Source organism: Rhizobium sp. Root491 (genome assembly GCF_001427205.1).
GTDB classification, from domain to species: domain Bacteria; phylum Pseudomonadota; class Alphaproteobacteria; order Rhizobiales; family Rhizobiaceae; genus Agrobacterium; species Agrobacterium tumefaciens.
On record NZ_LMFF01000017.1, the window covers coordinates 319,213 to 340,601 of the forward strand.

The 21,389-nt window shown below is 59.5% G+C and carries 20 protein-coding genes; 6 read left to right on the forward strand and 14 right to left on the reverse strand.

From position 1 onward, the window contains the following. Positions 1-85 precede the first annotated feature (85 nt). A complete protein-coding gene (locus ASD46_RS21560) occupies positions 86-733 on the reverse strand; it encodes an outer membrane protein (RefSeq protein WP_004430952.1) in 648 nt (215 codons plus the stop codon). Between the two features lie 484 nt (positions 734-1,217). Beyond that, positions 1,218-1,505: a hypothetical protein gene (locus ASD46_RS21565; RefSeq protein WP_004430950.1), complete on the reverse strand. Its 288-nt coding sequence runs from the start codon at positions 1,503-1,505 to the stop codon at positions 1,218-1,220. 270 nt (positions 1,506-1,775) lie between these two features. Here ASD46_RS21565 and ASD46_RS21570 point away from each other — a divergent pair, with 270 nt between their 5' ends. The 3 genes from ASD46_RS21570 to ASD46_RS21580 all read left to right on the forward strand — a co-directional run bounded on the left by ASD46_RS21570 (position 1,776) and on the right by ASD46_RS21580 (position 4,754). After that, positions 1,776-2,954 (forward strand): hypothetical protein, encoded by a 1,179-nt coding sequence (locus ASD46_RS21570; protein ID WP_060642664.1) that lies wholly within the window; start codon positions 1,776-1,778, stop codon positions 2,952-2,954. 103 nt (positions 2,955-3,057) lie between these two features. Further along, a complete protein-coding gene (locus ASD46_RS21575) occupies positions 3,058-3,699 on the forward strand; it encodes a DUF1007 family protein (RefSeq protein ID WP_004430943.1) in 642 nt (213 codons plus the stop codon). Beyond that, positions 3,693-4,754 carry a nickel/cobalt transporter gene (locus ASD46_RS21580; RefSeq protein WP_060642665.1) on the forward strand — a complete coding sequence of 354 codons (1,062 nt, stop codon included), beginning with the start codon at positions 3,693-3,695 and terminating at the stop codon, positions 4,752-4,754. Before ASD46_RS21575 ends, ASD46_RS21580 begins: the two co-directional genes overlap by 7 nt. Here ASD46_RS21580 and ASD46_RS21585 read toward each other — a convergent pair. From ASD46_RS21585 to ASD46_RS21600, 4 genes are all read right to left on the reverse strand, one after another. Further along, the gene (locus ASD46_RS21585) at positions 4,745-4,984 is read right to left on the reverse strand and encodes a hypothetical protein (RefSeq protein ID WP_003516247.1); all 240 of its coding nucleotides are present in this window, start codon (positions 4,982-4,984) and stop codon (positions 4,745-4,747) included. The genes ASD46_RS21580 and ASD46_RS21585 overlap by 10 nt on opposite strands. After that, positions 4,971-5,663 carry a GNAT family N-acetyltransferase gene (locus tag ASD46_RS21590; protein WP_019566970.1) on the reverse strand — a complete coding sequence of 231 codons (693 nt, stop codon included), beginning with the start codon at positions 5,661-5,663 and terminating at the stop codon, positions 4,971-4,973. Before ASD46_RS21590 ends, ASD46_RS21585 begins: the two co-directional genes overlap by 14 nt. A gap of 100 nt (positions 5,664-5,763) precedes the next feature. Beyond that, positions 5,764-6,459: a tellurite resistance TerB family protein gene (locus tag ASD46_RS21595; RefSeq protein ID WP_003516244.1), complete on the reverse strand. Its 696-nt coding sequence runs from the start codon at positions 6,457-6,459 to the stop codon at positions 5,764-5,766. Between the two features lie 110 nt (positions 6,460-6,569). After that, the gene (locus tag ASD46_RS21600) at positions 6,570-7,208 is read right to left on the reverse strand and encodes a 2-dehydro-3-deoxy-phosphogluconate aldolase (RefSeq protein ID WP_003516242.1); all 639 of its coding nucleotides are present in this window, start codon (positions 7,206-7,208) and stop codon (positions 6,570-6,572) included. 171 nt (positions 7,209-7,379) lie between these two features. Here ASD46_RS21600 and ASD46_RS21605 point away from each other — a divergent pair, with 171 nt between their 5' ends. From ASD46_RS21605 to ASD46_RS21615, 3 genes are all read left to right on the forward strand, one after another. Next, positions 7,380-7,868, forward strand: coding sequence for a CYTH domain-containing protein (locus ASD46_RS21605; RefSeq protein WP_003516240.1), 489 nt, complete (start codon positions 7,380-7,382; stop codon positions 7,866-7,868). Continuing rightward, positions 7,852-8,760 (forward strand): CHAD domain-containing protein, encoded by a 909-nt coding sequence (locus ASD46_RS21610; protein WP_060642666.1) that lies wholly within the window; start codon positions 7,852-7,854, stop codon positions 8,758-8,760. Before ASD46_RS21605 ends, ASD46_RS21610 begins: the two co-directional genes overlap by 17 nt. Positions 8,761-8,861: 101 nt before the next feature. Then, the gene (locus ASD46_RS21615; protein WP_060642667.1) at positions 8,862-9,818 is read left to right on the forward strand and encodes a rhodanese-related sulfurtransferase; all 957 of its coding nucleotides are present in this window, start codon (positions 8,862-8,864) and stop codon (positions 9,816-9,818) included. Between the two features lie 110 nt (positions 9,819-9,928). Here ASD46_RS21615 and ASD46_RS21620 read toward each other — a convergent pair whose 3' ends face one another. The 8 genes from ASD46_RS21620 to xylB form a co-directional block, all read right to left on the reverse strand. Continuing rightward, complete coding sequence (locus ASD46_RS21620; protein ID WP_060642668.1) at positions 9,929-12,178, reverse strand: EAL domain-containing protein; 2,250 nt, start codon at positions 12,176-12,178, stop codon at positions 9,929-9,931. A gap of 196 nt (positions 12,179-12,374) precedes the next feature. Continuing rightward, the gene (locus ASD46_RS21625; protein WP_003516232.1) at positions 12,375-13,154 is read right to left on the reverse strand and encodes a MetQ/NlpA family ABC transporter substrate-binding protein; all 780 of its coding nucleotides are present in this window, start codon (positions 13,152-13,154) and stop codon (positions 12,375-12,377) included. A gap of 53 nt (positions 13,155-13,207) precedes the next feature. Next, complete coding sequence (locus tag ASD46_RS21630) at positions 13,208-13,876, reverse strand: methionine ABC transporter permease (RefSeq protein ID WP_003516230.1); 669 nt, start codon at positions 13,874-13,876, stop codon at positions 13,208-13,210. Further along, complete coding sequence (locus ASD46_RS21635; RefSeq protein ID WP_025595046.1) at positions 13,866-14,966, reverse strand: methionine ABC transporter ATP-binding protein; 1,101 nt, start codon at positions 14,964-14,966, stop codon at positions 13,866-13,868. Before ASD46_RS21635 ends, ASD46_RS21630 begins: the two co-directional genes overlap by 11 nt. Before the next feature lie 295 nt (positions 14,967-15,261). Further along, positions 15,262-15,891, reverse strand: a complete 630-nt coding sequence (locus tag ASD46_RS21640) for an NAD(P)H-dependent oxidoreductase (protein ID WP_025595047.1) — start codon at positions 15,889-15,891, stop codon at positions 15,262-15,264. A gap of 285 nt (positions 15,892-16,176) precedes the next feature. Next, positions 16,177-17,556 carry a GH1 family beta-glucosidase gene (locus ASD46_RS21645; protein ID WP_025595048.1) on the reverse strand — a complete coding sequence of 460 codons (1,380 nt, stop codon included), beginning with the start codon at positions 17,554-17,556 and terminating at the stop codon, positions 16,177-16,179. A gap of 770 nt (positions 17,557-18,326) precedes the next feature. Then, entirely contained in the window at positions 18,327-19,637 is a 1,311-nt protein-coding gene (xylA, locus tag ASD46_RS21650) for a xylose isomerase (protein ID WP_003516221.1), read from the reverse strand. Between the two features lie 240 nt (positions 19,638-19,877). Next, positions 19,878-21,332: a xylulokinase gene (xylB, locus tag ASD46_RS21655; protein WP_025595051.1), complete on the reverse strand. Its 1,455-nt coding sequence runs from the start codon at positions 21,330-21,332 to the stop codon at positions 19,878-19,880. Positions 21,333-21,389 lie beyond the last annotated feature (57 nt).

Here is a 21,389-nt window from a genome sequence, read left to right on the forward strand (position 1 = left end):
CCTCACGAAGCACACCACCCCTGTTTCCTTAAGCACCGGGGCGTCGCAGCGCTTGCGCCGCCCCTTGTCGAAGACGGAAAAACCGTCAGAACTTCACGCCAAGGCCAACCTTGACGACATGTTCGCTGACATCGCCGGTCGAAGTGATCGGACCGGTATGGTAGGTTGCCTTGCCGAAGTCGTTGTAACGATATTCGACGCGTCCAAACAGGTTGTTGGTAAAGGCATAGTCTACACCCGCGCCGACCGTCCAGCCGTGCAGCACCTTGCTGTCCTCACCGAAGGGCGCCTTCACTTCGCTGTCCGTCGCGGTGTAGCCGGCAGCGGTGTAGATCAGCGCCCGGTCGATCGCATAACCGGCGCGCAGACGCGCGGAGCCGTTCAGGCCTGCGGAAACCTCGCTGGTGACGATGGTCTTGTCGCCCCAGGCATAACCGAGATCGCCCTCGACACCCAGAATGATGGAGGGGGCCACTTCAGCGTTATAACCAGCGAAACCGGAAAAACGGCCGCCGTCAAATTCATGCTTCGTGGTGACACCGAAAGTGGTCGACTTCACGCGGTTCCAGCCATAACCGGCGGAGGCACCGACATAAACACCGTCCCAGGAAAAGGCAGGCGCAACATCGTTGACGACCGGTGCCGCTGGAATATCGCCGACGGCGTCGGCGGCAACGGATGCGTCAGAAAGAATGCCGAGCAGGCCGAGGGCGAGAAGAGATTGTTTCAACATGCGATAGCTCCTTGAAAATACCATCCCGGCACCTGCGTGATGCGAGTTTTCGCGACCAGAAACGCAGCGTAATGACGGGGTTGACGCACCCCTAGATTGAAGAACATCGTGGTTAAAATCGAGTAAACGGCACGGACAAAAAGGCCCTTGCAGAACGTATTCCCGTTAATATTGCCAATATTTATCAAATATAAATCAGAACTCACGCGGATGATCCCGAACCGTGAGTCCCGACATATGACGACAGCGATCGCGTCACAAAACCCTCATGAGTAGTGGCCATCCCGCAGTTTTGTGTGTGCAGTCATTGGCGGCCACACAAAAAAAAGGGAGCCCGAAGGCCCCCTTGCAGTCATGCGATGCGCCGTTTGTTATTTCCGGAAGCACCGTGTGTCATACACACGTAGCTGGAGGACAGCTTCCGGCTTATATCCTGCGCGCATCGTTCACGCCGAAAATCCCTGTCGATTTTCGATCTGCACCATTAGTGGCGACGCTTTTTGCCGCCATCGTTCTTGTTGTCGATGACATCGACGGAAGTCTTGTTGCCGTTGAGAAGGCCATTCAGGATACCGGTCTTGTTGCCGTTCAGAATCCCGTTATTGGACAGGATACCGCTGACACCCAGATCGATGCTTGGCGACACGACGACGAGTGCGCCGCCCTTGTTACTGTTTCCGGACAGGATACCGCCCAGCAGACCACCGGCATTGGCTTGACCAACGGAAGCGACAGTAAGAACAGCGGCTATGCAAGCAAATTTGGCAATCATTTCTCTCTCCTCTTATGTTTGATCACGCCCCATGGCGTAGTCGAACTGTATATTTAGAGGATTCTAATTCAAGCAAAGCCTAATATTACAATAAACAATTAACTTTAATACTGATGATTTTAATCAAGTTTTACGCGATTGGCGCCGGTCTATTCTCCTGGAATTTTCGTGGAATACACCATGAATTCCGGCCTCGACAATATATCGCCCCTGAAACTTTATTAACCATCCAAATATAAGATATTGCTTAATTAGAGACCGGAGATGCAAATGCGGCTGGGAGGATACATCGCGCTTGTTCTTGGGCTTGCCTGCACCTGCGGTGCGCAGGCGGGGGAAAACGCCGATGATCACAATATCACCTATAAAACCGGCATCGGCTACGACACCAATTACTTCGGCGATACCAACCGGCTGAAGGCGATTTCGCTGCGCGCGGGCTTCGGGCTTAACGGAAAGTTCGTGCTTGATGGCACGGAACTGCGTTATTCGCTCGAGCATGAGGAGGTTCGCCTCCCCCGTTACCGTTTTGCCAATGAACACAACACCATTGCCAGCCTGGGGCTGACCAGGCGTCTGTCGGAGCGGCTGGAATGGGCCGTGGAACTGCGTGGCACACGCAGCGATGCCGGCGATATCTTCCTGCATCTGCCGGAAGAAGACATCGGTTACCGGCGACTGGACCACAAGCTGGAGGCATCGACACAGCTCGGCATCCTTGCTCTTGGCGGAAAGAACACGCTGACGGCGGGTTTTGCCAGCCTGATGAAAGGCAGGGCGCGTTTTCGTCCGGCCTATTTCGAGCCCACCCGCCTGGAGGCCAATGAAGCGCTCTTGTCGCTCAAGGCCGAACATGTGCGCCCGCTGGCCGGCGGCGAGGCCGGACTGACAATTGCTTATGACCGCATTGTCGTGCCGGAAAGCCAGCAGGAGAAATACGAGCGTTTTCCGGCCAGCACGTTGCGGGGATCACTTGCCTACGGTTACAAGTTCTCCGAACGCTTCGCCGTTCTGGCCGAAGGGGGCCTGACGACCATTTCCGGCGACGATATCAGCGACAAGGTGAAGCGCACCCGGCCCTATCTCAGGGCCGAAGCCGAGGTGAAGGCTACCGACCGCATCGCCTTCGGTGCTGGCTTCTCCCAGGATTACGCGCTTTTCGACCCTGATGATCCCATTGCCGAGTTCCACCGCCGTTGGCAGTTCGTGGTTAAAAGCAAGCTCACCGACAAGGTGGGGCTGGACCTGGCGCTGCAGCGTGTCCACAAGGACTGGATCTATTACAATTACGACACCAGCGAACGAAGGCTGGTGGCCACACTGTCCTTCGACACCGGCAAGAACAGCAAGCTGGAGGTGGAATTCAACCCCCTTCTGCATGGCGAGCGCGACACCGACCTGTCCTATAGCGGATCGAGCGTCACCTCGCGTTTCACCGGCACCTTCTGAAACATAGGGCAGCCACATCACCAAAGCGCATATCAGGTCGAAATTCGGTCCCAATTTCTGCTAGAATCCAGCTCCGAGATTCGAAGGCAGGACAGACCGGATAATGAACAGACGACTTTTGCTCCTTGCGGCTGGCCTGACCTCCATTCCCGTTGCCGCCGCGGCACATCCGCATATTTTCGCCGAAGCGCGCATGGAAATCGTCGAGGGGCCGAACGGTACCATCCAGGAGGTGCGCAACATCTGGCGTTTCGACGAGATGTTCTCGGCAAGCGTGGTGATGGATTACGACAAGAACGGCGACCTGAAGCTGGACAAGAATGAGCTGGCCGAAATCGGCAACACCGTGCGTGAATCGCTCGGCGAATATTCCTATTACACCTTCATTACCGCCAACGGAAAACAGGTGGATTTCGCAAAGCCCGACACCATTCATGTGGACTACAAGGACAAGCAGATCCTGATGTTCTTTTCCGTCAAGCCAAACACGCCGCTTTCCATCAAGGGCAAGCTCAGCTTCGGCGCGTGGGACCCGACCATGTATACGGCGATCGATTTTGCGAAAGACGGCGATCTGGCGACCGTCGGCAAGGATCTCGCCGCCTGCAAGCACCATGTCGTGCGTCCCGACCCGGACGAGGTGATCTCACAAAACCAGAGTTCGCTCACCGACGCCTTCTTCAACGACCCGACCGGCACCGACATGACCAAACTCTTCGCCACCCGGCTGGAGGTGACATGCTGAGCCGAAACGGGCGCCTTTGCGGACACCTGACCATCGTCGCGATCTGCGTGCTGGCTGTGGCAGGTGCTGCCCATGCGCAATCGCCGCTCGGCATAGGCTCGGCCGAGCCGTCCTTTGCCCCTGGCGGGCCGTTCGCGCCGCTGATGCAATGGATCAACGTGCACCAGCAGATGTTCTACCGGGCGCTGACCGGTGCCCTGAAAGCCATGCGCGAAGACAATTGGGCGATGGCATCGCTGGTTGGCCTCTCCTTTGCATACGGGGTCTTTCATGCCGCCGGTCCTGGCCACGGCAAGGCTGTCATCTCTTCCTATATGATCGCCAATGAAACGCAGCTGAAACGCGGCATTCTCATTTCCTTCATTTCAGCACTCATTCAGGGCGCAATGGCCATCGGCCTCGTTGTCGCAGCCTGGCTCGTGCTGCGCGGCACCTCCATCACCATGACGAAAGCCACGCAGGCAATGGAGATCGCCAGCTTTGCCATGGTGGCGCTGTTCGGCGCCTGGCTTCTGCTACGCAAGCTCTGGTCGCTGCGCATCCGGCGCGTACCGGTTGCAGCCTTCGCGGTTGCGGGGGAAGCAACAGCAGTCAGAACCACGGGCATGGGCACGGGCCTCAGGTTTCAGGGCAAGCCGGTTTTCGCGGACCACGCCCATAGCGGCACAGGTGATCTTTGCGTCTCCTGCGGAAAATCGCACGCGCCCGATCCGCTGCTTCTCAAAGGCAAGAATTTCAGCCTGCACGAAGCGTGGTCGGCGATCATCGCAGTTGGCCTGCGGCCATGCTCCGGTGCCATCATCGTCATGAGCTTTGCGCTCTTGAACGGGATTTTTCTCGGCGGCGTGCTTTCCGTGCTTGCCATGTCGCTGGGTACCGCCATCACCGTATCGCTGCTTGCCATCATGGCCGTCTCGGCCAAGGGGCTTGCCGTGCGCTTCGCCGGCCCCGGAAGCCGCAGGGCAGCGGGCATCAGCCACGCGATCGAGATTGCCGGTGCGCTGTTCGTGCTTTTGATGGGCCTTATGCTGCTTGGTGCGTCGCTTCAGTTCTGACTGTCGCGGCGGCGCTGGTAGCGGGCGCGCAGCCAGAACAGCAGGAAAAAGCACAGCACCACCACCGAGCCAAAAGCCGCGGCAAGAAAGGGCGAATAATCCCCCAGCCACAGCATGATTTTCGGCATCACGTAAAACACCAGCCCAAAACCAAGGATGATGCCAGCGGCGGCAAGGCCCGGCGACCAGTCTTTACGGCCAGAGCCAGCCTTCTTTTCAGGCGTGGTCATGGGCGAGCTCCGCGCGGATATCCTCAAGCTTGCGCTTCTGCGCGCCATCGGCCGTGAAATTCTCCGGCGAAAGCCAGATTTCAAACGCCTTGCCAATCAACGGCCATTCGCCGTCGATCATGGAAAACCACGCCGTATCGCGGTTGGCACCCTTGGAGATCATGTGCTGGCGGAACACACCCTCGAAGGTGAAGCCGTAACGCTTCGCCGTGATCTTGGAGGGTTCGTTTTGATTGTGGCATTTCCACTCGTAGCGGCGGTAACCCAGATCCTCGAAAACGTGTTTCGCCATCAGATAATGCGCTTCGGTCGAAAGCGGCGAGCGCTTCATCCTGGCGCCATGGGCAACCGAACCGACCTCGACCACGCCATTGGCGGGATCGGGCCGCATGTAGCTTGCCATTCCCACGACGTCACCGGTGGCATTTTCAACGAAAACCAATGTCACCCAGTTGAGTTTATCACCCGCGTTGACGAGCCAGTCACCAAAGGCTGCAGCATCGGCAAAGCCGCTTTGCGGGAAATATTTGAGAAGCGCATTGACCCCCTCACCACCAAGCGCAGTCCAGAGCCTTGCAAGATGCCTGTCGCGATCAAACGTTTCCGCCGTCACATAACGGCCCTTCAGCGTCACCGGCTGCGGCGCCGGACATCCCTTAAAATCACTCAGATCGCGCATTCTCTTCCCCGTTGTCTGGGAGAAGGATTAGGCCAAGCGGGGCTGGATGACAACAGTGCATATACGGCAGGGGGGCGTGGTTCACCCCCCTGTTCTAACCTCAAACCTTCGCCGCCACCACCGTCGACTCGATATGATCGACCAGCGCATCGGGCAATCCCAACCGCCCGGCAAGCAGATCGAGATAACCGCGCTCAGCCCGCGTATCGGCCTCTATGGCAAGACGCGAGGCGGTGTAGATTTCCACCTTCTGCTCCTCTGTGCGGGCAGCAGCCACCAGTGCGTCGATATCCAGCGGATCGGCCAGTTCCTTTTCGAGGAACCGCTCGGCTTCAGTGTCGAGGCCGGACACCTGCACCTTATCCATGATGTTGGCGCGCTCTTTTTCGTCGATATGGCCGTCTGCCTTGGCAGCGGCAATCATCGCCTGGATGAGTTTCAGCGCAAAATCGTTGGAAAGGGCGGGGGACTGCGGATGGAAGGCGGAATCGGCGGGCGGGGCGAGAAGCTCCGGCTCTGGTTTTGGAGCTACTTCAGGCGCCTGCCCGGATTTGTAATTCTTGTAGGCGAGATAACCGAGACCGGCGATGGCCGCTACGCCGCCGATGGTGGCGACATTGCCGGCGAGCTTGCGGCCGGTCTTGGTGCCTAGAATGGCGGCGGCAAGCGCACCGGCCTTCATCGGATTGTTCTTGGCGATATCGGCGGCCTGCCCGGCTCTGTCACGGACGCTTCCCGAAAGGCCCGGCACCTGTGAGCCGAGGAATTGTTCAAGAAGCTTCTTGGCGTCGAACATCAAAATCTCCTGTGAGGGTAAAGTCTACACGGGAAGATAGGGAGCCATGGCACGAATACAAATGACAAACCCGCTCACGCCTTCGTGAACGGGCTTGAAGAAGTAGTAGATCAGCCGCGCAGTGCTGCGGCTTCGGCGGCGAGCCTGGTGATGCCGGCCCAGTCAGCCGTTGCCACCAGTTCGCGCGGAGCAACCCAGGAACCGCCGACACAGACGACGTTCGGCAGGGAAAGATAGTCATTGGCATTCTTCAGCGAGACGCTGCCGGTCGGGCAGAACACCGTGCCGGCGAGCGGCGAGGACAGTGCCTTAAGGTATGGCGCGCCACCGGCCTGTTCCGCCGGGAAGAACTTCAGCACCTTGTAGCCTTCGTCGCGCAGCGCCATGACTTCGCTTGCCGTGGCGGCCCCAGGAAGAAGCGGCACGTTGGAGGCGCGCGCAGCTTCCAGCACGCTTTTATTGATGCCTGGGCTGACGATGAAGGTGGAACCGGCTTCGGCGGCCGCCTCGAAATCTTTGGCGTTGAGGATGGTGCCGGCGCCGACATGGGCGCCCTCCACTTCCGCCGCAACCGCACGGATGGCATCGAGTGCCGCCGGCGTGCGCATGGTGATCTCGATTGCCTTCAGGCCACCTGCGACCAGAGCGCGCGCGAGCGGCACGGCGGAGGCAGCATCATCCACGATCAGCACCGGCACGACCGGCTGCAGCTTGAGGATGGAGAGCAGTTTTTCGGAGTCCTGGGCCAAGATAAGCCTCCCTTGCGCGATTGAAACGATTGAAATCCGGTTTATCGATTAGCCTGCCCCGGCCTTGATGTCGAGGCATGGCAAGACCATTTTTATCCAGATACTTCAATCTATTCGCTTCTTTATGACGTCTTCATGCGATAATCTGGCGCACCGGTTTACGGAGACAGCATGGCCAAGGAAATCGAGCGGAAGTTTCTGGTTGCAGGCGATGAATGGCGTAATGAAGTGACGCGTAGCATGGCTTTCCGGCAGGCATATGTCGCCTCGCTGGAAAATCGTTCGGTCCGGGTCAGGATCGTCAACGGGCTTGACGCGACACTGACCATCAAGATCGGCGCGAGTTCGCTCGTCCGTGATGAATATGAATATTCCATTCCACTGAATGACGCGGAAGAATTGATGGCCAGCGCCCCCGGCGTGGTGATCGAGAAGATGCGCCACACGGTTGATCACGGTGGATTCACTTGGGAAGTCGATGTTTTCGAGGGTAAATACAAGGGGCTGATCGTGGCGGAGGTAGAGATGGACGACGAGAACGCCAACCCCGATCTGCCCTCCTGGCTTGGCAAGGAGGTAACGGGCGACCGTCGCTTCTCCAACCAGTCGCTCGCCATGGACTGTCCCCACGGAGACTTGGCGGATGCCCTTCAGGATTGACCCGAACAAACCGTTCGACGATGAAATCCGCCGCGCGGGACTGGAACTCATCGAAGAGGCGATAATCAGCCTTCGCGACCAGCCTTCCGGGCGCCATGAGGCGGTGCACGATGCCCGCAAGCGGTTCAAGCGGCTGCGCGCCCTCTACCGCCTCGTCGCCAGGGCAGCACCCGATTTCAGCAAAGAGGAAAACGCCCGCTTTCGCGACATCGCCCGCTCGCTCGCTTTTGCGCGGGAAGCGACGGCGCTCGTGGAGACGGTGGAGTATCTCGAGACCTTCGCGGCCTCCACGACGCAAGGAAAGGCGCTGCGATCGATCGCGACAGTCCTGCGCAAGCGCCGTGACCACGCCATCGAACATGAGGCAGGTCTCGACGAGGCCATTGCGGCCGCCATCGCCGGCTGCGAGGAAGCACGCAAGAAGCTGAAGGCAGTGTCGCTGCCGGACGAGCTTAAGGATGTGACAAGGCTGGTGAAGACCGGGTGGGCGAAGCAGAGGAAGAGGGCGCGTAAAGCACTTGCCGACTGCCATGAGCAGGCCGACGTCGAACATTTCCACGAATTACGCAAGGCGGGCCAGGCCTACTGGATGCATCTCGGCCTCCTGCGCCGCCTCTGGCCATCGGCCATGCGCGCCAAGCGGGCCGACACCAAGCGGCTGGTCGACATCCTTGGCCACGAGCACGATCTTTCGGTCCTTGCAGCCTTTGCGGACCAGGAACCGGAGCGTTTCGGCAATGGCGAGCGACTGGCTCTGCTTCTCGATGCAATCATTCAGAGGCAGCAGGCGCTGCGCGGAGATGGTCTTGAGCTGGCAAACGAAGTCTTCTCCGAATCCGCCAGAACCGAGAGCCGCATCGTCGGCCTTTTATGGCGGCGGGCGGCGAAGTAGACCGGAAAGCCCGAAGAGACTGAGAATTTGACGATTTTCAAAATACCGGCAGCGGCGGATAAATATTGATTTGCGGCCGCCGCCGCTGTATTTCAGCGCCCATGACCGACACCACCATTCTCCCCCGCCCGGAAGCCGCCCCTCACCCCACTGGCGATTTTCTTGTGGCTGCGCTTTATCATTTCGCCCGCCTGCCGCGGTTTGAAAGCCTGCGCGACGAGCTGTTTCAGCTTTGCCGGGAAAACGGCGTCAAGGGCACGCTGCTTCTGGCGGCGGAAGGCATCAATGGCACCATTGCCGGGCCCGATGCGGGTGTGCGCGCCATACTTGCCTTCCTGCGTGCGCAGCCGGAATTTACGGCGCTGGAACATAAGGAAAGCCGGGCATCGAACATGCCCTTCGTGCGCATGAAGGTGAAGCTCAAGAAAGAGATCGTCACCATGGGCGTGCCGGATATCGATCCCAACCGCATTGTCGGCACCTATGTCGATCCGCGCGACTGGAACTCGCTGATCTCCGACCCGGACACCATCGTCATCGACACCCGCAACGACTACGAGACCGCGATCGGTCTCTTCAAGGGCGCGGTGGACCCGAAGACCAAGACCTTCCGCGAGTTTCCCGACTGGGTAAAGAACAATCCCGGCCTGCACAACAAGCCGAAGATCGCCATGTATTGTACCGGCGGCATCCGCTGCGAAAAGGCGACCGCCTTCATGAAGGAACAGGGGTTCGATGAGGTCTATCACCTCAAGGGCGGCATCCTGAAATATCTGGAAGAGGTGCCGGAAGAAGAGAGCCTGTGGGAAGGCGCCTGCTTCGTGTTTGACGAGCGCGTCTCCGTCGTCCACGGTCTTGCCGAAGGCGATCACAAGCTTTGCCACGCCTGCCGCAACCCGATCACATCGCAGGTGCGCCAATCCCCGTTGTTCGAGGAAGGTGTGTCCTGCCCTAGCTGTTACGACGACCGGACAGAAGAGGACCGCCAGCGGTTCCGCGACCGGCAGCTGCAGATCGAACTGGCAAAGAAGCGCGGCGAGCGCCATCTGGGGCGCTAAAGCGGATCGGCGGCCAGCCACGGCACGTCTTCACGGTGAAAAGGCTCTTACGCGATTAACGACTTGATCGCTCTGGGCCCCGGATGAGGTCCGGAGTGACGGAGTGTGGATCACCCTTTTGCCCCTGCCCGAAGCGCAAACAGCGGCGCCGTCTGCTCCTCCAGCATGGCGGTAATCTCTTCAGCGGCGACGGGTTTTGAGAACAGGTAGCCCTGCAATTCGTCACAGCCACACAGATGCAGGATAGCCGCCTGTTCTTCTGTCTCGACGCCCTCCGCCGTGACCGGAATATCGAGAGATTTCGCAAGCGCCACGGTTGCCTGCAACATTTCCAGCGACCGCCCGCCCTGTTCCAGGGCCATGACCAGCGACCGGTCGATCTTCATGCGGTCGAAACCGAAGCGGCGCAGATATCCGACGCTGGCGAAACCGGCTCCGAAATCGTCGAGCGCTATATGCAGGCCAAGCTGTTTCAGCTTGTCGATTGCCGCACTTGCCCGCTCCGGATTCTGGATGAAATAGCCCTCGGTCATTTCCAGCCGCAGCCTTGCGGTTGGCGTCTGCGTGGCAGCGAGAATCTCCGCCACGTTGCCGGAAAAGGCCGGATTGCGGAACTGAACGGGTGAAATATTCACCGAGAGCTTGATGGAGGGCCATTGACCTGCCGTCTCGCAGGCCTTGCGCAGCACCAGCAGGCCGAGCCGCTCGATAAGGCCACTGGTTTCGGCAGCGGCGATGAAGATATCCGGGGGCACGAAGCCGTATCCCGGCCTTTGCCAGCGGGCAAGCGCCTCCACCCCGGTGATACTGCGCGTGGCGGCATTGACGACCGGCTGGTAGACCACCGATATCTCGTCATTCAGGATGGCATAACGCAGATCGGCCTCAAGCTGCAGCTTTTCCTCGCGCAGCGCATCCATTTTCAGCTCGTAGGCGACATAACGCCCACGCCCGTTTTCCTTGGCCTGATACATGGCCATGTCGGCGCGGCGCAGCAGTTCCTCACCGTTGATATCACCGGCTCTGGAGACGGAAGTGCCGATGCTGCAACCGATGCTCGCCACCCGCTCGCCGATGCTGAACGGCTCGGTGAACAGTTCGAGCAGCGCCTGGCAGAGCTTGCGGCCTTCCGACCACACGTCGTTGCCCTGAATGGCGATGGCGAATTCGTCGCCGCCGAGCCGCGCGAGCACGGCATCTTCCGGCACAAGCACCCTGAGCGCCGCCGCAACGCCCTTGATCAGCCGATCGCCGGCAGCGTGACCGTAGGAATCGTTGATCTCCTTGAAACCATCAAGATCGAGGTAAAGCAGCTTGATATCGGTCTTGTCGTGGCGGGCCTTGCCCACCATGCGGTTCAGCTTGGAAAACAGCCCGGCGCGGTTGCTGAGCCCGCTCAGACGATCGCGCAGCGCCTCTTCCCTCGCCGCCGCCTCGTCGGCCTTCAGCCGGTCGAGCGTCGCCGAACCGATGATGAGAAGTACGAGAAAGAACGTTCCGGCAATGCCGAGTGCCGTGAAGACGACCGGCCGGGCCTCATGGAAGCTCACGTCCCCCGGCAGCTGGGAGCGCCAGACGAGCCGCGCCAGCACATCACCAAGCGGATTGACGACATCCACATGGTTGGTCGCCGGTCCGTCGCCATATTGCAGTTGCAGACCATCGATGACGTAATTGCGGGCCAGCTTGTCTACCGTCGCCTGTTTGAGATGACGGGCGAAAATCAGATATCGCCGCTCGGATCCAACCGGAGGCAAGACCCCGGATTTGAGCCGCACCAGCGCGACCCCCGTAGCCGCGACGCCGTCGCGGGTTTTCACGAAACCGGTGACCTGCGACGCGATGCCGGGACGCATGGAGCGCACCCGTTCGATCATCTCCTTGAGGCCTTCTGCGAAATAGTCATGGGGCTTCCAGGCAACCGGCTTGCCGTTCTGGTAGGCCATGCGGACCTTGCCGTCTTCGTCGAGGACGACGGCGGTATCGAAAAGATCGCTGTTGACCGTCATCTCGCCATAATTGCTCGCCACCCAGTCGAACCTGTCGGGGGCGTAGACATAGTCGGCGGCATCGTCCCAGGCGGCGTAGTCGTTCAGCGTCGCGCCAAGCTGGTCGCGGAAGGTGACAAGGGCGCCCGCCGTTGTCTCGCGCGAGCGGGCATTGTCGAGCGAGTTCGCCCTTTCCCTGACCTGGCTCAGAGCAGACAAGACCAGCGCGGTGACAATGAGAAGCACCAGCGCAAATGTGGACAATACGACGCCGACGGCGGTTCTACGCCCGACCGGCAAATATTCCCCAATGTTTCGCGGCGCAATCCGCATAAAATCCCCTTCGAAAGCATCATCTTGCGAAGGAAACATTCAAAAGCCGTTAAGTTGGATTGTGGCGACGCCACAAAAAACAACGGGTATAAAACGACAGTAGGGGTGAAAAAGAGAAAAATTCTCCCCACAATGGTGGGGGATTTTCATAAAAACCGCGGATGCGTTCGCCCCGCAAACAAAAAACCTCCCCCGCGAACGGGAGAGGCTGCAACTTCAATCGTGTCAGGCCTGATTACCAGGATGGAATGACCGTGCCGTTGAACTTCTCCAGAATGAAGGCCTTCACTTCCGGGCTGTGGTAGGATTCCACCAGCGTCTTCACCCACGGCTTGTCCTTGTCCTGCGCACGAACGGCGATGACGTTTGCGTAAGGGGACTTTTCGCTTTCGATGGCGATGGCGTCCTTCTTGGGGTTCAGGCCTGCTGCCGTGGCATAATTGGTGTTGATGACCGACGCGTCGGTGTCATCCAGCGAGCGCGGCAACTGCGCAGCGTCAAGTTCGACGATCTGGATGTTCTTCGGGTTTTCGGTGATGTCGGCAGGCGTTACCTTCAGACCGGCTTCTTCCTTGACCTTGAGCACACCCTTGGAAGCGAGAACGAGAAGCGCACGGCCGCCATTGGTCGGGTCGTTCGGAATACCGACCGTCGCGCCGTCCTTCAGCTCGTCAAGGCTCTTCACCTTCTTCGAATAAACGCCCATCGGGGTGGTGATGGTGGTGCCGACGCTGACGAGATCGAACTTGCGGTCAGCGATCTGGTTGTCGAGGTAAGGCTGGTGCTGGAAGGAGTTGGCCTGAAGCTCACCGTCTGCCAGTGCCTGGTTCGGCACGACGTAGTCGGAGAACTCGACGATATCGATGTCCAGTCCCTTGGCGGCGGCGATCTTCTTGACCTGTTCCATGATCTGCGCGTGCTCGGCAGGTGTAACACCAATCTTGATGGTTTCGGCCAGCGCCTGACCGGCGGTAAAGAGAGCGGCGAGCGAAGCCGCGAGGATGATTTTCTTCATGGATGTCTCCTTGGGTTTGTTGTTCTTGGGTTTGTTGTTCTTGAACGGTTTTATCAGTTCTTGCGGGTGCGCTTGTCGAAGCTGCGGGCAAGCCGGTCGCCGGCGCTCTGCACGAGTTGCACGAGCACGATCAGCACCAGCACCACGACCAGCATCACGTCAGGCATGAAGCGCTGGTAGCCGTAGCGAATGCCGAGATCACCCAGCCCGCCGCCGCCGACAGCACCGACCATGGCCGAATAACCGATGAGGCTGACGAGCGTGAGGGTAAGCGCCAGCGTGATGCCCGGCTTTGCTTCCGCAAGCAGGACCTTGGTGACGATCTGCAACGGTGTTGCGCCCATGGCGCGGGCCGCTTCGATCAGGCCCTTGTCGACTTCGCGGATCGCCGCTTCCACCAGCCGCGCGATGAAAGGCACGGTGGCAACCGTCAGCGGCACGATGGCCGCACTGGTGCCGATGGAAGTGCCAGCGACCAGCCGCGTGAAGGGAATGATCGCCACCACCAGAATGATGAAGGGCGTGGAGCGCGCCGCATTGACGACAAGGCCGAGGATGCGGTTCGTCATCGGCGCGGGGAAGAGTTCGCCTTTGCCGCTGGTGGCAAGGAAAACGCCCATAGGCACGCCGATGATGGAGCCGACGATGCCGGCGACCGCGACCATGTGCAGCGTCTGCAGAAGACCCTTCGACAGAAGGTTGAAAAGCATATCAGGCGACATAACCGAGCACCTCCGTGTGAAGACCGGTCTCAGTATAAAAGCGGCCGGCGCGGGCGGTGGTTTCCGCCGTGGCCGGATAGGACACAACCAGCGAGCCGAATGGTTCGCCGGAAATTTCCTCGATGGTGCCGGCAAGGATGTTCACGTCAGGACCGATTTCCGCAACAAGACGCGCGGTCAGCGGCTGGAATGCCGTTTCGCCGAAGAACACCAGCCGCACGAGAACGCGGTCACCCTCCTCGGCTTCCGGCTTCAACCCTGATGTAACCCAGTGCGGCAGCTTAACCCCGACCGAGGACGACAGCAGGCTGCGGGTCGTCTCGTGTTTCGGCGCGGTGAAAATATCGAAGGTGCGCCCCTCCTCCACGATCAGGCCCCTGTCGATGACGGCGACCTGCGAGGCGATGGTCTTCACCACCTCCATCTCGTGGGTGATGAGCAGCACTGTCAGCCCAAGTTCGGCATTGATGCGCTTCAGGAGTTCAAGGATGGACTGGGTCGTCTCCGGATCGAGCGCGGACGTCGCCTCGTCCGACAACAGCAGCTTGGGTTGCGTCGCAAGCGCTCGGGCGATGCCGACACGCTGCTTCTGCCCACCCGACAGTTCCGCCGGATAACGCTTCGCCTTGTCGGAAAGGCCGACGAGTTCGAGCAGCGGCGTTACCCGCGTTTCGATCTCTTTTTTACCGAGACCGGCAATTTCTAGCGGCAGCGCCACATTGTCGAAAGCGGTGCGCGACGACAGAAGATTGAAGTGCTGGAAGATCATGCCGACGGAACGGCGAAGGGTCCTCAGACTCTTCTCATCAAGGGCGGCAACATCGACGCTGTCGACGACCACCCGGCCGGACGACGGTTTTTCAAGGCCGTTGGCGAGGCGGATGAGGGTGGATTTGCCGGCACCAGAGCGGCCGATTATGCCAGTGATGGAACCCTTCGGCACGACATAGTCAATGCCGGCGAGGGCTGCGAAGCCCGGCTTGCCATCGCTGCCGCCAAAGGTCTTGGTCACGCCTTCAAACGTTACCATCGCGTCCTTGGCAGTCTGCGGTGCGCGCGCGAGCGATGTCGCGTTGGATGAAAAACTCATTGGGAACTCTGCGAAAACTCTTGACGGATCGGGTCTCAAAAAATCCTGTTGCGGTGCTGAACCGCTCTCTTCATGCAGCCTTCCGGCACATTCGATGACAGCTGATTTTCCGGGTCATTTCGTCAGGCTTTCACTCAGAAATGCCGGGGATCGGCAATTCGATGGCGCATACTTGCCCGCAGGCGCCATCTTTTAACAGGGATGATTTTTCAATTATCTGAAATCAGAGAAAAAATCTACCGCAAAGCCGTCTGTGCGGCCCTGCGGCAGTCAAGACTTCGCGAGTGCGTGGAAATCAGACGCGGCTGACGAATTCCTCAAGCGGGCGGCGGACCTTCTTCAGGTTCACCAGCCAGTCGCCTTCCGGCTCGCGGTATCCGAGCGGCAGGATGGTGACGGAGCGCAGGCCCTTTTCACGCAGGCCGAGGATTTCATCCAGCTTGGCCGGATCGAAACCTTCCATCGGTGTGGAATCCACACCCTCGAAAGCAGCCTGCGCCACCGCCATGCCGAAACCAATATAGGCCTGACGGGCTGCGTGTTCGAAATTCACCTGCTCATCACGCTGCGGATAGGAGGAGAGAAGCTTCTGACGATACGCTTCCCAGCCCTCGTTCTTGACGCCACGCTCTTCGTTGACCAGATCGAACATATGGTTGATCCGCTCTTGCGTGTAGTTATCCCACGCCGCAAACACCAGAAGATGCGAGCCTTCAGTCACCTGCGCCTGGTTCCAGGCGATCTCGCGGATCTTTGCGCGAACTTCCGGATCGGAAACGACGATGACTTCGAACGGCTGCAACCCGCTGGAAGTCGGCGCCAGCCGGGCGGCTTCGACGATGCGCTCGACCTTGTCTTCCGCAACAGTCTTGGAAGGATCCATTTTCTTGGTGGCATAACGCCAGTTGAGTTTTTCGATAAGCATGTTCGTTTTCCCTGGGAGGACCAGCCCGCACCGCTCCGGATGAGGCAGCAGCAGGCGCTACGTCTGCGTAGCCTGCCTGACATAGGAGACAGGATGGCAGGCGCAAGCAGGCACCGCCGGGTAACTGGCAAAAAAGTTTGGAAAACTGATAGTAAGGTGGAAGAACTTTATTGGGGAGAGCGATCGTGTGCTTTCCTGGTGAGGAATACGGCAGGTAAAGTTCACACACGAGCCAGCCTTTCCACCCTCATCCCTGTGCTTGTCACAGGAATGAGGGAGAAAGCCTCACCCCTTCATCACACCGTGGTTCCCCTTCGGAAAACCCGATGCCAGCGCGCTGTACCATTTGCCGCTGTTCTTCAACGTACGAACCTGCGTTTCGTAATCCACGTGCACAAGGCCAAAGCGCATGCGGTACCCTTCCGCCCATTCGAAATTGTCCATCAGGCTCCAGGCGAAGTAACCCCGCATGGGGTAACCGTCCTTCACCAGATCAGCAACGATACCAAGATGTTCGGCGTAATAGTCAAGACGGGGTTGATCATCCACCTCGCCGTTTTCGACGCCCATATTGTAGCAGGCGCCATTTTCGGTGATGTAGCAATCGGGCAGCTCGTAGCGCTCGTAGAGCGTCTCCACCAGGGAATGCAGCGCCGGCGCATAGACTTCCCAGCCGATATCGGTTTTGACATCGCTGACGGCCGGGGCTGGTTTGGTGGCAGGGAATTCCGCACCTTCGGTGGCGTCGTCGGCAACGCGCATCGGTGTATAATAATTCAGGCCCCACCAGTCGAGCTTCTGGCTGATGATGGACAGGTCTTCCGCCTCCACCACCGGCATGCGGCTGCCCAGGGCCTCCATCATTTCGGCCGGATATTCGCCCTTGAAGACCGGATCGAAAAACGCGCCGTTGTGGAACTGGAATGCCCGTTCAGCTGCCTTCAGGTCGGCGTCGCTGTTGGAGGCCGGGATGACGGAATGGGCGTTCAGCACCAGTCCGACCGGCACCTTGGGCGCAACATGGCGGGACGCCTCGACGCCGAAACCATGGGCAAGGTTGATGTGGTGCATGGCCGCAAGGGCTGCTTCCATGTTGCGCTCGCCCGGCGCATGAATGCCATAGAGATGGCTGAGCCAGACCGCACACCAGGGCTCATTGAAGGTCGCCACCGCATCCAGCCGGTCGCCCAGCCGTGCCATGACGGTCTTGGCGTAACGCTGGAAGGCATGGGCGGTGGAACGCGAGGCCCAGCCGCCGTCGCCCATCAGTGTCAGCGGCAGGTCCCAATGGTAAAGCGTCGCATAGGTCTTGATGCCGCGCGCCTTGCAGCCATCGACGAGGCGGTCGTAGAAATCCAGCCCCTTCTCGTTGATCGGGCCGAATCCATCGGGAATGATGCGCGGCCAGGCAATGGAGAAACGATAGGCCTCGACACCCATTTCCTTTATGAGATCGAGATCATCCTCCCAGCGATTATAGTGATCGCAGGCAACGTCGCCATTGTGGCGCCCGAAGACATGTCCCGGCATGTTGCAGAAGGCATCCCAGATGGATGGCTTGCGGCCGTCAACCTTGGTGGCACCCTCGATCTGGAAGGAGGCGGTCGCCACGCCGAACAGGAAATCGCCGGGGAAACGGGCTGCAAGCGCTTTGTGATCGGTCATCGGATAGGCCCTTTCGTCATCCATCGAGCGTCAAAAGATGGAGAGCGGTTTAGACCAAGTCAGCAATGAGGTACAGCCGCAGGCACGCAAAATCTGCAACGTTTCAGCAGCGCGGTTAAGATATCCAAAGCGCTTTAGGTACACGAAAGTCGCCGCAACGGTTTCCCGGCGGCGGGAGAAACGACAGCCCGGCAAATGCGGATGGGAGTTGAGTGTGGTGGAAAGTCTTGCATCTGCCGGGCCGCGCCTTGTTTGACCGGAATGCCGGTCGATCGGTGACAGACTTTTCACGACACCTACCGGATCGGCCCTTCCCGCTGCTGGCAATTGCGGGACGCCTTTCCGGAACGCGGTTTGCCAGAACCACGCCTGTCGATGCCGGCAGCCGGTCCGCGAAAGGCGCCGCGCGTATCGCCCTTCCGTTCCGGTTGCAGGGGAATGATGCTGCAAAACGGACGGGTGGGGACATGCGGGGAAAGGTTTTGCGGTAAGTGACTGGAAAGAAAGGAGGGGTGGCGCGGAATTGTTCTCGCCTTTGGCAGCAGACGGCGAGCATGCCCCCTAATTCGGCTATCGCAACCTTCTTAGTCTCACTTTATGGAATGTTATCTGCAGCATCAGGCCCGGAGACCGCACGGGGGCCGTACACCACAGATACGACGTCATCCTCGGGAATGTCGCGAGGATGACGGAGGAGAGGTTTTGCGGCTTTAACCAGCCTCTAGACGGGGGATGCTCCCCCGTCCTTTGTTTGTGAACGTACCAGCCCGTCAAACGTAACGATTGACGACGTTCTCCAGATATTCCTGACGACCGGACTTCGGCTCGGGGTTGATATCCTGGCGCTCGACCAGCGCTGCGATTTCTTCGAGCTTCAGCTCGCCGCGCAACATCTTCTGGGCTTCAGGTGCGTCCCACTTCGCGTAACGCTCCGAAAGCGGCTTCGACAGCGCGCCGTCCTCGATCATCTTCGCCGCCGCCTTCAGACCGCGGGCGCAGCAATCCATGCCACCGATATGGCCGATCAGCAGGTCCTGCGGATCAAGCGACTGGCGACGCAGCTTGGAATCGAAGTTGGTGCCGCCATTGGTGAAGCCGCCGCCGGCCAGCACGTGGTAATAGGCTAGCGCCATTTCAGGTACGTTGTTGGGGAACTGGTCGGTATCCCAGCCAGACTGGTAATCGTTGCGGTTCATGTCGATCGAGCCGAAAATGCCGAAGGCATTGGCCATGGCCAGTTCGTGTTCGAAGGAATGGCCGGCGAGGATGGCGTGACCCTGCTCGATATTGACCTTCACTTCCTTTTCGAGACCGTTCTTCTGCAGGAACGCATAAACGGTTGCGACGTCGTAGTCGTACTGGTGCTTGGTCGGCTCCTGCGGCTTTGGCTCGATCAGGATCGTGCCTTCGAAACCGATCTTGTATTTGTATTCCACAACCAGATTGAGGAAGCGGCCGAGCTGGTCCAGCTCGCGCGAAAGATCGGTGTTGAGCAGCGTTTCGTAACCTTCACGACCGCCCCATAGCACGTAATTGGCGCCGCCGAGCTTCTTGGTGGCATCCATGCAGGTCTTCACCGTCGCAGCCGAGAATGCGAAGACATCCGGGTCCGGATTGGTCGCGGCACCCGACATGAAGCGGCGGTTGGAGAACAGGTTCGCCGTGCCCCACAGAAGCTTTACGCCGGTATCAGCCTGCTTCTGCGCGAAGTAGTCGACGATCTCGTTGAGGTTCCTGGTGTTTTCGGCAAAGTTCCTGCCTTCCGGGCGCACATCGGCGTCGTGGAAGCAATAGAACGGCGAACCGAGCAGCGAGAAGAATTCAAAGGCGACATCGGCCTTCAGCTTGGCGGCCTGCATGGTGTCTTCAAACCACGGACGCTGGAACGTCTGCCCACCGAATGGGTCGCCGCCCGGCCAGGTGAAGGTGTGCCAGTAAGCCACGGCAAAGCGCAGGTGATCTTCCATACGCTTTCCGGCAACGATCTCGTCGGGGTTGTAGTGGCGGAAGGCGAGCGGGTTGGTGCTGTCGGGGCCTTCATATTTGATCTTGGCGATATCGCCGAAGAAGCCTGTGCTCATTGGATGGTTCCTCCTCTGGGGTGGGTTTAGGTAGTGTTCAAAAATTCGAGGTCTGCGCGGGCCGCTTACCCCCCTCTGTCCTGCCGGACATCTCCCCCACAGGAGGGAGATCAGCAAGTTGCGCTCAACCGCTTCGATCGCGACCTCACAGGAGGACGTGACCTAGCCGCTTGTCGATCTCCCCCATTGTGGGGGAGATGCACGGCAGGGCAGAGAGGGGTGAACGGCGCACGCAAAACCTCAATGCGAAAGCGACCGAATGGCGGGATAAAGCGCGTGATACCGCTGGTAAGCCTCCTCATAAGCATCGCCAAGCGCCACCACCGGCTCGATCGTCCGCGCCGTTTCCGGCTGCGTGCAGACTGCAACCGGATCTGCACCTGTTGCAGCGATGAGACCGAGTCGGGCGGCGCCGAAAGCGGCGCCGAAATCGCCCTCGGCCGGAATATCCACGGGCACACCGAGCGAAGTCGCGATCGAGGCCAGCCAATAGGCCGAGCGCGAACCGCCGCCGATGGCGGTGACGCGGGAAATGGAGGTGCCGGCCGACTTCAGCGCTTCGAGATTGTCACGGATGGCGAAAGTCACGCCTTCCAGCACGGCCTGCGTCAGCGCCCTGCGGTCACTTTCATGCGAAAGGCCAATGAAAGAGCCGCGAATGGCGGCATCGTTATGCGGCGTGCGCTCGCCGGAAAGATAGGGTGCGAAAGTGACGCCGCTCGGCGCCAGAAGCTCGTCGCCCAGTTCACCCGTCAGTTCGGCTGCGGACTTGCCGGTGAGGCGCGAATACCAGTTGAGTGCATCGGTAGCGGACAGGATGACGCCCATCTGGTGCCATGTGTTGGGAAGCGCGTGGCAGAACGCGTGTACGGCGCTTTCCGGCTTCGGCAGATAGGAGGCGTTGGCGGCAAACAACACGCCAGAAGTGCCGAGCGAAACGAACGCGTGGCCCTCTTTCACCGTGCCCATGCCGCAGGCGGAAGCGGCATTGTCACCCGCACCGCCGGCCACAACGGCCTTGCCCGCAATGCCCCATTGCGAGGCGAGCTCGGCACGCAGCACACCTGCCTCCTCGGTGCCTTCAACCAGCGACGGCATGTGTTTTTCTTCAAGGCCGGTCGCCGCCAGAAGATCGGCAGACCATTTGCGCGCACCGGTATCCAGCCACGATGTGCCGGCGGAATCCGACATTTCCGAGATATATTCACCGGTCAGCCACAGTCGCAGGTAATCCTTCGGCAGCAGTACCTTGGCCACCTTCGCGAAGATTTCAGGTTCGTTCTTCGCCACCCAAGCCAGTTTCGGTGCGGTAAAGCCTGGGAATACGATGTTGCCGGTGATCTTGCGGAAGCGCGGATCGGCATCGAGTTCGGCAGCCTCGGCATAGGAGCGCGTGTCGTTCCACAGAATGCACGGCCGCAGCACATTGCCGCTCGCGTCTATCAGCGTCGCGCCATGCATCTGGCCGGAAAGGCCAATACCTTTCACGGCAGCGAGTTCCTTCGCAAACTTCTGCTTCAGACCTTCGACTGCGGTTTTCGTGGCGGCAATCCAGTCCGCCGGGTCCTGTTCCGACCAGCCGTGATGCGGACGCGAGACCTCCAGCGAGCCGTTGGCCGAGCCGACGATCTTCTGATCGCCGTCCATCAGCAGGGCTTTGACACCGGATGTTCCAAGATCGAGACCGAGATACATGTAATTCTCCATTCCGGCGCTCCTTGCGCCACTTCAGCGGTTTTAAGGGTCACCGCA

What these genes read in the sequence shown, in the direction of transcription:
- ASD46_RS21560 (WP_004430952.1), bottom strand. Translation starts at nt 733, where the DNA reads ATGTTGAAACAATCTCTTCTCGCCCTCGGCCTGCTCGGCATTCTTTCT.
- ASD46_RS21565 (WP_004430950.1), bottom strand. Translation starts at nt 1,505, where the DNA reads ATGATTGCCAAATTTGCTTGCATAGCCGCTGTTCTTACTGTCGCTTCC.
- ASD46_RS21570 (WP_060642664.1), top strand. Translation starts at nt 1,776, where the DNA reads ATGCGGCTGGGAGGATACATCGCGCTTGTTCTTGGGCTTGCCTGCACC.
- ASD46_RS21575 (WP_004430943.1), top strand. Translation starts at nt 3,058, where the DNA reads ATGAACAGACGACTTTTGCTCCTTGCGGCTGGCCTGACCTCCATTCCC.
- ASD46_RS21580 (WP_060642665.1), top strand. Translation starts at nt 3,693, where the DNA reads ATGCTGAGCCGAAACGGGCGCCTTTGCGGACACCTGACCATCGTCGCG.
- ASD46_RS21585 (WP_003516247.1), bottom strand. Translation starts at nt 4,984, where the DNA reads ATGACCACGCCTGAAAAGAAGGCTGGCTCTGGCCGTAAAGACTGGTCG.
- ASD46_RS21590 (WP_019566970.1), bottom strand. Translation starts at nt 5,663, where the DNA reads ATGCGCGATCTGAGTGATTTTAAGGGATGTCCGGCGCCGCAGCCGGTG.
- ASD46_RS21595 (WP_003516244.1), bottom strand. Translation starts at nt 6,459, where the DNA reads ATGTTCGACGCCAAGAAGCTTCTTGAACAATTCCTCGGCTCACAGGTG.
- ASD46_RS21605 (WP_003516240.1), top strand. Translation starts at nt 7,380, where the DNA reads ATGGCCAAGGAAATCGAGCGGAAGTTTCTGGTTGCAGGCGATGAATGG.
- ASD46_RS21610 (WP_060642666.1), top strand. Translation starts at nt 7,852, where the DNA reads ATGCCCTTCAGGATTGACCCGAACAAACCGTTCGACGATGAAATCCGC.
- ASD46_RS21615 (WP_060642667.1), top strand. Translation starts at nt 8,862, where the DNA reads ATGACCGACACCACCATTCTCCCCCGCCCGGAAGCCGCCCCTCACCCC.
- ASD46_RS21620 (WP_060642668.1), bottom strand. Translation starts at nt 12,178, where the DNA reads ATGTTTCCTTCGCAAGATGATGCTTTCGAAGGGGATTTTATGCGGATT.
- ASD46_RS21625 (WP_003516232.1), bottom strand. Translation starts at nt 13,154, where the DNA reads ATGAAGAAAATCATCCTCGCGGCTTCGCTCGCCGCTCTCTTTACCGCC.
- ASD46_RS21630 (WP_003516230.1), bottom strand. Translation starts at nt 13,876, where the DNA reads ATGTCGCCTGATATGCTTTTCAACCTTCTGTCGAAGGGTCTTCTGCAG.
- ASD46_RS21635 (WP_025595046.1), bottom strand. Translation starts at nt 14,966, where the DNA reads ATGAGTTTTTCATCCAACGCGACATCGCTCGCGCGCGCACCGCAGACT.
- ASD46_RS21640 (WP_025595047.1), bottom strand. Translation starts at nt 15,891, where the DNA reads ATGCTTATCGAAAAACTCAACTGGCGTTATGCCACCAAGAAAATGGAT.
- ASD46_RS21645 (WP_025595048.1), bottom strand. Translation starts at nt 17,556, where the DNA reads ATGACCGATCACAAAGCGCTTGCAGCCCGTTTCCCCGGCGATTTCCTG.
- xylA (WP_003516221.1), bottom strand. Translation starts at nt 19,637, where the DNA reads ATGAGCACAGGCTTCTTCGGCGATATCGCCAAGATCAAATATGAAGGC.
- xylB (WP_025595051.1), bottom strand. Translation starts at nt 21,332, where the DNA reads ATGTATCTCGGTCTCGATCTTGGAACATCCGGTGTCAAAGCCCTGCTG.